At 39.2% G+C, this 13,695-nt stretch carries 10 protein-coding genes; all 10 read left to right on the top strand.

Annotated features, from left to right (window positions below; translation table 11 throughout):
• The first annotated feature begins 221 nt into the window (after positions 1-221).
• Entirely contained in the window at positions 222-1,016 is a 795-nt protein-coding gene (locus tag FC748_RS12150) for an undecaprenyl pyrophosphate synthase (RefSeq protein ID WP_024362002.1), read from the top strand.
• Positions 1,013-1,813, top strand: a complete 801-nt coding sequence (locus tag FC748_RS12145; RefSeq protein WP_025218804.1) for a phosphatidate cytidylyltransferase — start codon at positions 1,013-1,015, stop codon at positions 1,811-1,813. The genes FC748_RS12150 and FC748_RS12145 overlap by 4 nt, the downstream gene beginning before the upstream one ends.
• A gap of 238 nt (positions 1,814-2,051) precedes the next feature.
• Positions 2,052-3,197: a 1-deoxy-D-xylulose-5-phosphate reductoisomerase gene (gene dxr / locus FC748_RS12140; RefSeq protein WP_025218805.1), complete on the top strand. Its 1,146-nt coding sequence runs from the start codon at positions 2,052-2,054 to the stop codon at positions 3,195-3,197.
• 46 nt (positions 3,198-3,243) lie between these two features.
• The gene (rseP, locus tag FC748_RS12135; protein ID WP_024361999.1) at positions 3,244-4,506 is read left to right on the top strand and encodes an RIP metalloprotease RseP; all 1,263 of its coding nucleotides are present in this window, start codon (positions 3,244-3,246) and stop codon (positions 4,504-4,506) included.
• A 210-nt stretch (positions 4,507-4,716) separates the two neighbouring features.
• On the top strand, positions 4,717-6,423 hold the full coding sequence (locus FC748_RS12130) for a proline--tRNA ligase (protein WP_108029528.1): 1,707 nt from the start codon (positions 4,717-4,719) through the stop codon (positions 6,421-6,423).
• Positions 6,424-6,697: 274 nt separating this feature from the next.
• A complete protein-coding gene (locus tag FC748_RS12125) occupies positions 6,698-11,029 on the top strand; it encodes a PolC-type DNA polymerase III (RefSeq protein WP_024361997.1) in 4,332 nt (1,443 codons plus the stop codon).
• Positions 11,030-11,260: 231 nt separating this feature from the next.
• Positions 11,261-11,737, top strand: a complete 477-nt coding sequence (gene rimP / locus FC748_RS12120; protein WP_024361996.1) for a ribosome maturation factor RimP — start codon at positions 11,261-11,263, stop codon at positions 11,735-11,737.
• Between the two features lie 24 nt (positions 11,738-11,761).
• Positions 11,762-12,895 carry a transcription termination factor NusA gene (gene nusA / locus FC748_RS12115; RefSeq protein ID WP_024361995.1) on the top strand — a complete coding sequence of 378 codons (1,134 nt, stop codon included), beginning with the start codon at positions 11,762-11,764 and terminating at the stop codon, positions 12,893-12,895.
• A gap of 206 nt (positions 12,896-13,101) precedes the next feature.
• Positions 13,102-13,380: an RNase P modulator RnpM gene (rnpM, locus tag FC748_RS12110; protein ID WP_024361994.1), complete on the top strand. Its 279-nt coding sequence runs from the start codon at positions 13,102-13,104 to the stop codon at positions 13,378-13,380.
• Positions 13,377-13,685, top strand: coding sequence for a YlxQ family RNA-binding protein (locus FC748_RS12105; protein ID WP_024361993.1), 309 nt, complete (start codon positions 13,377-13,379; stop codon positions 13,683-13,685). The genes rnpM and FC748_RS12105 overlap by 4 nt, the downstream gene beginning before the upstream one ends.
• Positions 13,686-13,695 lie beyond the last annotated feature (10 nt).

Below are 13,695 nucleotides of genomic sequence, written 5' to 3'. Positions count from 1 at the left end.
CGTAATGGTTAACTCGTTTACACGTAGTATACGAATTACATTGTTCTGGCTTATTAGCAGTTGCTGAATGTAGCAAGACAAGATTTTTCTTTGAGATGTGTGTTGTTCTAAAATAAGCTAGTTCATACATAGTCAATTAGAGGGAAAAAAAAGACAAAAAGCACTTTTGTTTGTTATGATAGGTTAGTATACGTCCGATTAGTTGTAGTGGGGGAGTTAGCATGTTTAAGAAGCTATTAGGTAAACAAGTAAATATGGATACACTATCATTGGAGGAACGTGTTGCCCTTGCGAAAAGCGAGCCGATTCCTGCCCATGTAGCGATTATTATGGACGGAAATGGACGTTGGGCTAAAAAACGTGCCATGCCACGTGTTGCTGGGCACCATGAAGGTATGAAGACGGTACGGAAGGTAACTAGATTTGCATCTGATCTTGGCATAAAAGTATTAACAGTGTATGCGTTCTCTACAGAAAATTGGAAACGGCCAAAGCCTGAAGTCGATTTTCTGATGCGTCTACCTGTAGAATTTTTAGGATCTTTTTTACCGGAAATGATGGAGCGCAATGTGCGAGTTGAAATGATTGGAGATCCGTCACTCTTGCCAGCACATACACAAAAAGCATTGTATGAGGCAATGGAAGAGACGAAGCATAATACAGGGTTAATTTTAAACTTTGCTTTAAATTATGGTAGTCGTTCAGAAATGGTAAGTGCCATGAAAACGATGCTTCAAAAAGTACAGGACGGTCAATTAACTATACAAGACATAAATGAGGAATGTATGACAGCTCATTTAATGACAGCTCATCTACCAGAGCCAGACTTACTCATTCGTACAAGTGGTGAAGTACGATTAAGTAACTTTATGTTATGGCAGCTCGCCTACACAGAATTTTGGTTTACAGATACATTGTGGCCAGATTTTAGCGAGGAAAACTTTCTGGAAGCGGTGGAAAACTATCAAAAACGTAATCGCCGTTACGGTGGGTTGAAGGGAGAAGAAACATCTTGAAACAACGAATCATCACAGCAATCATTGCCGCGGCACTGTTTATTCCATTTGTTATTTATGGAAAGGTGCCATTTACACTACTTGTACTAGCAATGGCTGTTGTAGGCTTTTATGAAATACTGAAGATGAAAGGTATTTCGATTTTTTCAGTACCTGGTATGATCGGGTTACTAACGCTTATTATGCTTGTCATACCAAAAGATTGGGCAAATGAGGTAGTACATGCAATCGGCTATTCATCGGTTCTAATGGTTATTTACGGACTGGTCATGCTGTTACTTATTTATGTAGTCCTCGTAAAAAATAAAATTACATTTGATGAAGTTGGCTTTATTTTGCTTGGGGCGTTTTATGTAGGATTAGGTTTCCATTATTTAATCGAAACGCGAAACTATGGTCTTGAATTTGTTGTATATTGTTTACTTGTTGTTTGGACAACAGATTCAGGAGCCTATTTTGTAGGTAGAAAACTAGGTAAAAATAAGCTTTGGCCTGAAATATCACCGAAGAAAACGATTGAAGGCTTTGTTGGTGGGATTGTTATAGCGGTTATTTTTGCTATAGCTATGCAAGCGATTTATCCATTTGCTAACGGTTATGTTTCACTTATTGTGATCACGATTTTTGCTTCGATAATTGGTCAGATGGGCGATTTAGTGGAATCAGCTATCAAGCGCCATTTTGACGTAAAAGATTCAGGCAATATTTTACCAGGACATGGCGGGATTCTAGACCGCTTTGATAGTTTATTATTTGTCGTGCCACTACTGCATTTTTTACATTTATTCGGTAGCTAAGTATGTAAGACCTTGTTAGGAAGCGTCATTTGCCTATAGTTTTAGGAAAAGATATATCGATGGGCGCAAGGCGGGCGACCTCACTTTGAAAAGCGAGCCGTAAATAGCTCGACATACTCACCAAAGGGCGACGCCAGCTGCTTGTCGAGCAAGCTTGGAATAAAATCGGGACGCAATGATGGATGAAAATGCGAATTATGAAATAGATCGCTTAGATAGAAAAAGGGGACGTTTTGTCGTGAAAAAAATTAGTTTATTGGGTGCAACTGGTTCTATCGGTTGGCAAACCTATGATATTTTAAAAGAACAACGTGATGCATTTCATCTTGTAGCGTTTTCTTCAGGAAAAAACATAGAAAAAACACGTGAAATGATAGAGACTTTAAAGCCTGAACTGGTATCGGTTCAGCTTGAGGAAGATGCACTTATTCTCGCAAAAGACTACCCGCAAGTACACTTTACATTTGGTGCAAAAGGGCTTGTAGAGGTTGCTACACATCCTGAATCGACGGTGCTCGTGAATGCAGTGCTCGGTAGCGTTGGTCTTGAATCGACACTAGCTGCTATTCGTATGGGCAAAACAATTGCGATTGCCAATAAAGAGACGCTTGTCACAGCAGGTCATTTAGTTATGGCAGAGGCAAAAAAATACAATGCTACAATTTTACCAGTGGATAGTGAGCATTCGGCTATTTTCCAATCGATGAATGGCGAAAACCCGAAAAATATTGAGCGTTTAATCATTACAGCTTCTGGAGGAAGTTTCCGCGACAAAACACGTGAAGAGTTAAAACATGTTACGGTTGCCGATGCACTTAATCATCCGAACTGGTCAATGGGTGCAAAAATTACGATAGATTCAGCTACTATGATGAATAAAGGGCTTGAAGTAATCGAAGCACATGTTTTATTTGATATGCCTTATGATAAAATTGATGTACTTTTACACAGAGAAAGTATTATTCACTCTCTTGTTGAGTATCATGATACTAGCGTAATTGCTCAGCTTGGTACGCCGGACATGCGTGTACCAATCCAATATGCATTAAGCTATCCAGATCGTATGCCGCTCCAAAATGGACAACGTCTTAATTTAGCGCAAATTGGTCAACTGCATTTTAAAGAAATGGATTTTGAACGGTATCCTGCGTTGCGCTTAGCATTCGAAGCAGGGCGTACAGGCGGTACCATTTTAACGGCAATGAATGCTGCGAATGAAGCGGCAGTTGCAGCATTTTTACAAGGGAAAATAACGTTCCTTGAAATTGATGCAACAATTGAACGGATCATGCAGGCACACAATAATGTATCCGTGCCAGATTTGCAAACAATTTTACATGTGGACAGAGAAACAAGAAAAATAGTGTTAGACATGGTAAAATAACGACAGGAAGCTTTCGTTAACTATTCGCTTTTAAAGGTGGGGTATTATGCAAACAGCCATTGCATTTATTTTAATATTTGGCTTGCTCGTGTTCTTCCATGAACTTGGTCACTTCCTATTTGCAAAGCGTGCAGGAATTATGGTGCGTGAATTTGCAATCGGTATGGGTCCGAAAATTTATGGCAAGACGCATGGGGAAACAATTTATACAGTCCGTTTATTGCCAATAGGTGGATATGTCCGCATGGCAGGCGAAGATATGGATGGTATTGAATTACAGCCTGGCTACCGTGTAGGGCTTATTGTCGATGAAGATAATATCGCCAAAAAAATTATCTTCAATCAAAATAATAGACAATTACCAGATTTATTATTTTTAGAGGTGGAACGAGCTGATTTAGAACGAGAATTATTTATTGAAGGCTATGATGAGGAAGAAAATTTAGTTCGTTACAGTGTTGCAAGAGATTGTGTTGTTGTAGAAAATGGCAGAGAAACCGTAATCGCGCCATATGATCGTCAATTTAACGCAAAAACCGTTGGGCAACGTGCAATGACCATTTTTGCAGGACCATTATTTAACTTTATATTAGCCTTTTTCATCTATTTGCTTATTGGTTTAATAAACGGTGTACCAACATACGAGCCGATTATTACAGAAGTGGTAGCAAATGATCCAGCAGCACAAGCTGGGATGCTTGCAGGAGATAAGGTGACTTCGATTGATGGACAAGCAGTTGAAAAGTGGCAAGATTTAGCTGCCATTGTACAGAATCGCCCGAATCAAGAAATCAATGTAACGGTTGAGCGTGGTGGGCAAATCGAAAACCTCAATATGACAGTGAAAGCAGTGAAGCAGAAAGGCGAGACGTTTGGACAAATTGGTGTGAAGTATGAAAGTCCGCGTGTTTATAACCCATTAAAAGCAGTGGTATACGGAGCTCAAGAAACGTATAATATGACGGTTAAAATCTTTGAATTACTAGGTATGCTTATTACAGGACAATTTACTATTGATGCATTATCAGGACCTGTAGGGATTTATAAAACAACGGAAGAAGTGGCGACATATGGCATTTTCGCCTTAATCAATTTTGCTGCTATGCTAAGTATCAACCTTGGTATTATGAACCTATTACCTCTTCCAGCATTAGATGGTGGCCGATTATTGTTCTTTGGCTATGAGGCTTTAAGAGGCAAACCAATTGATCGTCAAAAAGAAGGAATGGTGCACTTTGTAGGTATCGTCTTGCTGATGATATTAATGGTGGTTGTAACTTGGAACGATATCCAACGTTTCTTCTTCTAGCAAGTACGTAATGACAATTGGCTTTTATATTTCCAATATTTAGATGATGCGTGACTGTTTATAACGTAACATCGAAACAAAGTTAGGCTAAAGTGAAAATAAAATGTAAAATAGCTTTGAGCGCAATTATTTTGAAACATTGCGTTCAAAGCTAAATTTGTTTATGCTAATTAGAGTATAAATTTATTTATTAAAAAGGTGGAACACTGAATGAAGCAAAGTAAAACATTTATCCCAACGCTACGTGAAGTACCTGCTGATGCAGATGTAAAATCACATAAGCAATTATTACGTGCAGGGTTTATTCGTCAAAATACAAGTGGGGTATATTCGTATTTACCGCTTGCAAAACGTGTGTTAACAAAAATCGAAAATATTATTCGCGAAGAGATGGAAGCCATCAATTCTATCGAATTATTAATGCCTGCATTGCAATCTGCTGAATTATGGCAAGAATCCGGCCGTTGGGAAAAATACGGTCCAGAACTAATGCGATTAAAAGATCGCCATGATCGTGACTTTGCCTTAGGACCAACACATGAAGAGGTCATTACAACTTTAGTACGTGATGAAATTAAATCATATAAAAAATTACCATTAACACTCTATCAAATTCAAACTAAATTCCGCGATGAAAAACGCCCGCGTTTTGGCTTATTACGAGGAAGAGAGTTTATTATGAAAGATGCTTATTCTTTCCATGCTTCACGGGAAAGCTTAGATGAAACATATGAGGATATGTACCGCGCTTACTCTAATATTTTCTCGCGTCTTGGTTTAAACTATCGTGCAGTTATTGCCGATGCTGGTTCAATTGGTGGTAAAGGTACACATGAATTTATGGTACTTTCTGAAATTGGGGAAGATACAATTGCATACTCTGATACATCCGATTATGCGGCAAACATTGAGATGGCAGAAGTCACTGTAGAATATCAACCAGCCAATGAAGCATTAAAAGATCTTGAAAAAGTAGCAACACCAGATCAAAAAACAATTGAAGAAGTATCTGCATTTTTACAAGTAGCACCTTCAAATGTTATTAAATCATTAGTATTTAATGTTGATGGCGAATTAGTGGTAGTCCTTGCTCGTGGCGATCACGAAATTAACGATATTAAACTGAAAAATGCGCTAGATGCTGGTTCTGTAGAACTTGCTGACGAAGTAGCTATTCGTCAATTGCTAGGCTGTGGCGTAGGTTCAATCGGCCCTGTAAAATTACCGGTAGAAGTCAAAGTTGTCGCAGATCATGCAATTAAATCAATTCGTAACGGGGTAGCGGGTGCTAATGACGACGGCTTCCACTTAGTAAATGTTAACCCAGAGCGAGATTTTGCTGTCAACGAATACTTGGATATTCGTTTTATCCAAGTAGGAGACCCATCTCCTGATGGACAAGGTATCATTAAATTTGCAGAAGGTATCGAGGTTGGTCATATTTTCAAATTAGGTACTACCTATTCTGAAAAAATGAATGGAACATTTTTAGATGAGCAAGGAAAGGCACAGCCGTTTATTATGGGTTGCTATGGTATTGGTGTGTCACGTATTTTAGCTGCCGTAGCTGAACATTTCCAAGATGAAAATGGTTTTACTTGGCCAATACAACTAGCTCCGTATGACATTCATGTTGTACCTGTTAATACGAAAGATGAAACACAAGTTTCATTAGCAAATGAGTTATATGGCTTATTAAAATCATATCGCTATGATGTACTATTAGATGATCGTGCGGAACGTGCAGGTGTTAAGTTTGCAGATGCAGATTTAATAGGTTTACCAGTTCGTGTAACAGTCGGTAAAAAGGCAACAGAAGGTGTTGTCGAAGTGAAATTCCGTCAAACAGGTGAAACATTTGAATGGAAAAAAGAAGAAGTCATTGATCGTTTAAATGAATTTTTCCGCAAAAATTAATATCCTTTGGTAACATAATAGCCAAAAGATATAGATGTTCTTACTAGTAACATCTTTTGGAAGATGAATGAGGACAAGCAAACGAATTCGCGACACTCCTACGGGAAACCAAGCAAATCTCACTGCTATAAAAGCAAAGTGAGGCTTGCTGGAATAGCCCGTGGAAAGGGAGCGAATTTTTTTGCATCATAGTTGAAAAAGTATTTGCTAGATAACAATGAGCAAGTGGTGATTAGAGACTCTTGCCCATTAAAGTGAAAGTAGGTGTCATTGATTGGAACAGCAACAAGAAGCAAGACAAAGATTTCAAATGCTCTTGCAACAACTAGAGTTAACAGAAGATGTTTATATGTCCTTTTTTGAAGAAGGCGAATTAGCCCGTCTTACTGTGCATAAAAAAAATAGACTCTGGCATTTTAATATTAAATTACGTGGCATACTTCCATTTCCGTTATATCAACTATTTCGTACACATCTAGCTGAAAAATTCGCTGCTATAGCCCAAATCGAAACAACTTTTGAAACAGTTGAAAAAAATGTTACGGAAGAGCTGATTCAAGCGTATTGGTTAACCATTGTTGAGCAAATCGACGATATGGCACCAACCTTAAAAAATTGCCTTGTATCGCAAATACCGATGTGGAATGGGCAAAAAATTACGTTATCCTGCGTGCAGGAAATGGAACTGATGATGCTGAAAACGAAATATGCGGAAAAGCTAGCTCTTAGTTACAGTCAATTTGGATTTCCGCAAATTGCCTTTGATTTTATGCTGCAAGAGGAAACAGAAGAAATGCGTGAAGCCCAAGAAGCTTTTATCGAGCAAAAACGTTTAGAAGAAGCAGCGATGGCTCAACAAGCAATGCAAGACTTCCAAAAACGTGAACAGGACAAAAAGGATAATCCGGCATTGGCAGCCCTCGGTGATCGTCCATTTCAGCTCGGTATGCAAATTAAAGACGATGAAATTATGGAAATTAAGCGCATAGTGGAAGAGGAACGTCGTGTTATTATTGAAGGGTTTGTGTTCGATACCGAAATTAAAGAGTTAAAAAGTGGACGCTCACTTCTACAAATTAAAATTACGGACTATACGGATTCAATTGTTGTAAAAATGTTCTCACGGGATAACGATGATGCGGAATTGATGCAGCATTTGAAAAAGGGTATGTGGGTGAAAGTACGTGGCTCGGTTCAAACCGATACCTTTATTCGTGATTTAATTGTGATGGCAAATGATATTAATGAAATTAAAAAAGAAACACGACAAGACAAGGCGCCAGAAGGTGAAAAACGAGTAGAGCTCCATTTGCACACACCAATGAGTCAAATGGATGCAGTTACACCGGTAGATAGGTTAGTGGCTCAAGCGGCGAAATGGGGTCATCCAGCGATTGCGATAACGGATCATGCGGTCGTGCAGTCGTTCCCAGAGGCTTATAGTGCGGGCAAAAAACATGGCATAAAAATAATTTACGGTTTAGAAGCTAATTTAGTCGATGACGGTGTACCGATTGCGTATGCTTCTGAGCATCGTGCATTAGACGATGCGACCTATGTGGTGTTTGACGTCGAAACGACAGGACTTTCTACTGCTTACGATACAATTATAGAGCTTGCAGCAGTAAAAATTAAAGGCGGACATGTGATTGACAAATACGAAAGTTTTGCAAATCCACATCATGCATTGTCTGCAACAACAATCGAATTGACCGGCATCACAGATGAGATGGTTCGCAATGCGCCAGAAGTGGAGCAAGTGATTCATGAGTTCCATGCCTTTATAGAAGACGCAATCGTAGTGGCACACAATGCCTCTTTTGATATGGGCTTCCTCTATACTGGTTATAAAAAATACGGTCTAGAAGATACGATTCACCCAGTAATTGATACTCTAGAACTTGCTCGTTTGCTCCATCCTACGATGAAAAATCATCGTTTAAATACATTATGTAAAAAATTCGGCATTGAATTAACGCAACATCACCGCGCCATTTATGATACGGAAGCAACAGGTTACTTATTATTGCATCTGTTAAAAGAAGCGGATGAACTCGGCATTAAATATCACGATGATTTCAATAAGCATATTGGCGGCGGTGATGCCTATAAAAAAGCGCGCCCAATGCATTGTACGATTTTAGCAGTTAATAATGACGGTTTAAAAAATCTATTTAAGCTTGTGTCTCATTCGCATACAAAAACTTTCTATCGTGTCCCTCGTGTAACACGGGCGACGTTGGAACAATATCGACAAGGACTGTTAGTTGGTTCCGGCTGTAGTAATGGTGAATTGTTTGAGACGATGATGAATAAATCACCTGAGGAAGCGGAACAAATCGCAAGGTTTTACGATTATATTGAAGTACAACCGAAGGCTGTATATGCTCCGTTAATTGAACGTAATGTCGTGCGCGATGAATGGACTATTGAGGATATTATTCGCAAGCTTGTGAAACTTGGCAAGAAGATGGATAAGCCTGTAGTTGCTACAGGAAATGTTCATTACCTCGATCCGAACGATGCTATGTTTAGACAGATACTGATTGGTTCTCAAGGTGGCGCCAATATTTTAAATCGATCCAAGCTGCCAGCGGTTCATTTTCGCACGACGGACGAGATGTTGCAAGAGTTCGATTTTTTAGGTCCTGATCTTGCAAAAGAAATCGTCGTTACAAACCCGCAAAAAATTGCGGATATGATTGACGATGTAAAGCCGATTAAGGATGACTTATATACACCTAAAATTGAAGGTTCTGATGATGAAGTAACCAATTTAACGTATGAGATGGCCCATCGTATCTATGGTGAAGAATTACCAGAAATCGTTAAAGCTCGTATTGAGAAAGAGCTAAAGTCAATTTTAGGGCATGGATTTGGTGTGATTTACCTAATTTCTGCAAAGCTTGTGAAAAAGTCACTTGCGGATGGCTATTTAGTAGGTTCTCGTGGTTCCGTTGGTTCTTCATTAGTGGCAACCTTTATGGAAATTACGGAGGTAAACCCGTTACCACCGCATTATATTTGTCCAAATTGTAAGCATTCCGAGTTTTTCAATGACGGTTCTGTTAGCTCCGGCTATGACCTACCGAACAAAGATTGTACGGAATGTGGCACACCTTATAAAAAAGATGGACAAGATATTCCATTCGAAACTTTCCTTGGTTTTAAAGGAGATAAAGTACCTGATATCGATTTGAATTTCTCAGGTGAATACCAACCGCAAGCCCACAACTATACAAAAGTACTGTTTGGTGAAGATTATGTGTTCCGTGCTGGAACAATCGGTACTGTTGCAGAGAAAACAGCATATGGTTACGTTAAAGGCTATGCGAGCGACAATAACCTTCATTTCCGAGGTGCTGAAGTAGACCGTTTAGTACAGGGTTGTACAGGTGTTAAACGAACAACAGGTCAACATCCAGGTGGGATTATCGTTGTACCAGATTATATGGATATTTATGATTTCTCACCAGTGCAGTTCCCAGCGGATGCACAAGATTCGGAGTGGCGAACAACACACTTTGATTTCCACTCCATTCATGACAATATTTTAAAACTCGATATTCTTGGACACGATGATCCGACTGTTATTCGTATGTTACAAGATTTATCTGGCATTGATCCGAAAACAATTCCAACCGATGATCCGGTTGTTATGAAAATTTTTAGTTCACCTGAATCGCTAGGTGTGACAGAAAAGCAAATTGGGTGTAAGACCGGAACACTAGGCATTCCGGAATTTGGTACTCGATTTGTTCGCCAAATGCTAGAAGATACGAAACCATCAACATTTTCGGAGCTTGTGCAAATTTCTGGTCTATCACACGGAACAGACGTATGGCTTGGTAATGCACAGGAGCTGATACAAAATGGTACATGTGTATTAAAAGAAGTAATCGGCTGTCGCGATGACATTATGGTGTATTTAATTTACCAAGGGCTTGAACCATCTCTAGCGTTTAAAATTATGGAGTCTGTGCGTAAAGGGAAGGGCTTATCAGAGGAATTTGAAGCAGAGATGTTAGCAAATAAAGTGCCTGCTTGGTATATCGAATCATGTAAAAAGATTAAATACATGTTCCCTAAAGCCCATGCCGCTGCTTACGTTTTAATGGCAGTACGTATTGCTTGGTTTAAAGTGCATTTCCCAATCTTGTATTATGCTGCCTACTTTACCGTAAGGGCAGATGATTTTGATTTAATCGCGATGACGCAAGGTTCCCAAATGATACGTGCAAGAATCGATGAAATTAATATGAAGGGCTTAGATGCTTCGACGAAAGAGAAAAACTTACTGACAGTAATGGAACTTGCACTGGAGATGTGCGAGCGTGGCATGAGCTTCCAAAAGGTGGACTTATATCGTTCACAGGCTAGTGAGTTTATTATTGATGGCAATTCTTTAATACCGCCATTCGATGCGATTCCTGGACTCGGCACGAACGTTGCCAAAACCATTGTAGCGGCACGTGAAAATGGCGAGTTCTTATCGAAAGAAGATTTACAGCAACGTGGACGTGTATCAAAAACATTAATTGAGTATATGGATCAATTAGGTTGTTTAGAAGGTATGCCTGATGCGAACCAGTTATCGCTCTTCTAATGTCTAAAATAAGGAAGTTTGCATTGTGACGTAAATTGTGCTATCCTTATGGTAATAATTTGTTGATAGTTTTCCAGCAAAAGAGTGGGGCATTCCCGCTCTTTTCTGTTGTTATACCGAAGCAAAACAAATTTTTTAGACTAACAGCAGGTAAGACCGTCAAATTTCACCAACATTACTGGTGGAATTTCTGTTTTATTACGCCTGAAATTGAAAATGCAGGAGGAAACAATGAGCAAAGTACCATCTTTAATTGAAGAACTTGCTACACCGATTGTCGAAGAGTTAAATCTTGAGTTGGTGAATGTTGAGTTTGTGAAAGAAGGACGTAACTGGTTTTTACGTGTTTATGTAGATACACCTGAGGGTGGAATTGACATTGGCCAATGTGCTCAAGTTAGTGAACGACTTTGTTTACTGTTGGATGAAAAAGATCCTATTACACAAAATTATTATTTAGAGGTATCTTCACCAGGTGCAGAACGTCCATTAAAAAAAGATACTGATTTTAAAAAAGCCGTTGGCAAATTTATTTATGTGAAAACCTATGAGCCCATTAAGGACATGAAGGAATTCCAAGGCTACTTAACGTCATACGATGAACATACATTAGTGATGGAAGTACCTATTAAAACACGCAAAATTACAGTAACAATTGAACAGGAAAAAATCGCTTTGGCACGACTTGCCATCGATTTTTCAGCATAATGCATATTTAGGAGTGAAAATAAAATGAGTAGTGATTTGTTAGATGCGCTAACGGCGCTGGAAGAACAAAAAGGAATTTCAAGAGATGTGTTAATCGAAGCGATAGAGGCAGCATTAGTTACAGCTTACAAACGCAACTTTAACCAAGCTCAAAATGTTCGTGTTGACTTAAACTTAGACAAAGGCTCAATTCGTGTATTTTCACGTAAAGATGTTGTTGAAGAAGTAGAAGATGACCGTTTACAAATTGCTTTAGAAGATGCTAAGGCCATCAACCCAGCTTACCAATTAGAAGATATTGTTGAACAGGAAGTAACGCCTCGTAATTTTGGGCGTATAGCTGCACAAACAGCGAAGCAAGTCGTTACTCAACGTGTACGTGAAGCAGAACGTGGGTTAATTTATGAGCAATACGTAGATCGTGAAGATGACATTGTAACGGGTGTAGTTGAGCGTTTAGATGCGCGAAATATTTACGTGGGTCTTGGTAAAGTAGAAGCTGCATTACCACAAAATGAACAAATCCAAGGTGAAACGTATCATCCACATGATCGTATTAAAGTATATATTACAAAGGTTGAACGTACGACACGTGGTCCACAAGTAATCGTTTCACGAACACATCCAGGCTTATTACGTCGATTATTTGAGATGGAAGTGCCTGAAATTTATGAAGGCATTGTAGAAATCAAGTCAATTGCTCGTGAAGCGGGAGACCGTTCTAAAATTTCAGTCCATGCACATAACGAAGAAGTTGATCCTGTAGGCTCATGTGTAGGTGCGAAAGGTGCACGTGTTCAAACAATTGTCAATGAATTAAATGGTGAAAAAATTGATATCGTTGAATGGTCAGAAGACCCTGTTGTATTTGTAGCAAATGCATTAAGCCCATCAAAAGTTTTAGATGTGCAAGTAAATGAAGAAGAAAAATCAACAACTGTTGTAGTACCAGATTACCAATTATCTCTTGCAATTGGTAAACGTGGTCAAAATGCTCGTTTAGCTGCAAAATTAACTGGATGGAAAATCGATATTAAAAGTGAAACAGATGCACGTGAGTTAGGGATTTATCCATCTGCAACAAGCACTTTCGTACCTGCTGATGATAGTGACTACGAAGAAGCTACAGTTGACTTATATCAAGACGACGAAGAATAAGTAAGAAAGCCCGTGTGACTGGTCACCTGGCTTTATTCAGTGGGCGTCCTGGGCCGACTGAATAAAGCCAGGAACTGTGGCGAAGGTCTTGAATGTTGAGAGACGGGATTGTACTCCGCAATGTTCAAATCACAAAATTCTACCTTTGCGTTTTGGTTATGGCTGGTCCACCTCTTACGAAGCTTCAGAGAGGAAAGGTGATTCTTATGGCGGTTAATAAAAAAGTACCACTTCGAAAATGTGTAGCTACTGGAGAAATGCTACCAAAAAAAGCAATGATTCGTGTTGTACGCTCGAAAGAGGGCGAGGTTAGCGTAGATGTTTCAGGGAAAAAGCCTGGACGAGGTGCTTATGTTTCAAAGTCTGAACAGGCGGTTGACATCGCGCGTAAGAAAAATGTTTTAGGGCACCAACTTGATGCAAAAATTCCTGAAGAGATATACGAAGAGCTATTGTTGCTCATTCGTAGGGAGGCTATTTTATGACCAATCAAGCAGTGTTTAATTTGCTTGGTATAGCTGCAAGAGCTCGTAAAGTTATTTCAGGAGAAGAGTTAGTAGTAAAGGAAGTCCGCAATGGTAATGCTAAGCTTGTACTGCTTGCAAACGACGCTTCTAAAAACTCTAGTAAAAAAATTCAAGATAAATGCACTTATTACAACGTTGAGTATCATGTAATTGGCGATCGTTATGATCTAGGACATGCTACAGGTAAGGAAGCCCGTGTGGCTTTAGCTATTACCGATAAAGGTTTTGCAAGTAAATTGTCTAGTCTACTCAACGAAAAATAATCGGGGGTGA

Origin of the sequence: Lysinibacillus sphaericus (assembly GCF_005217585.1) — a bacterium.
GTDB lineage: Bacteria > Bacillota > Bacilli > Bacillales_A > Planococcaceae > Lysinibacillus > Lysinibacillus sphaericus.
This window is presented reverse-complemented; position numbering and strand designations above follow the sequence as displayed.

Excerpts from the sequence above, each read along its gene's own strand:
- FC748_RS12105 (WP_024361993.1), top strand. The coding sequence starts at position 13,377 with ATGACCAATCAAGCAGTGTTTAATTTGCTTGGTATAGCTGCAAGAGCT.
- FC748_RS12150 (WP_024362002.1), top strand. The coding sequence starts at position 222 with ATGTTTAAGAAGCTATTAGGTAAACAAGTAAATATGGATACACTATCA.
- rseP (WP_024361999.1), top strand. The coding sequence starts at position 3,244 with ATGCAAACAGCCATTGCATTTATTTTAATATTTGGCTTGCTCGTGTTC.
- nusA (WP_024361995.1), top strand. The coding sequence starts at position 11,762 with ATGAGTAGTGATTTGTTAGATGCGCTAACGGCGCTGGAAGAACAAAAA.
- rnpM (WP_024361994.1), top strand. The coding sequence starts at position 13,102 with ATGGCGGTTAATAAAAAAGTACCACTTCGAAAATGTGTAGCTACTGGA.
- FC748_RS12130 (WP_108029528.1), top strand. The coding sequence starts at position 4,717 with ATGAAGCAAAGTAAAACATTTATCCCAACGCTACGTGAAGTACCTGCT.
- rimP (WP_024361996.1), top strand. The coding sequence starts at position 11,261 with ATGAGCAAAGTACCATCTTTAATTGAAGAACTTGCTACACCGATTGTC.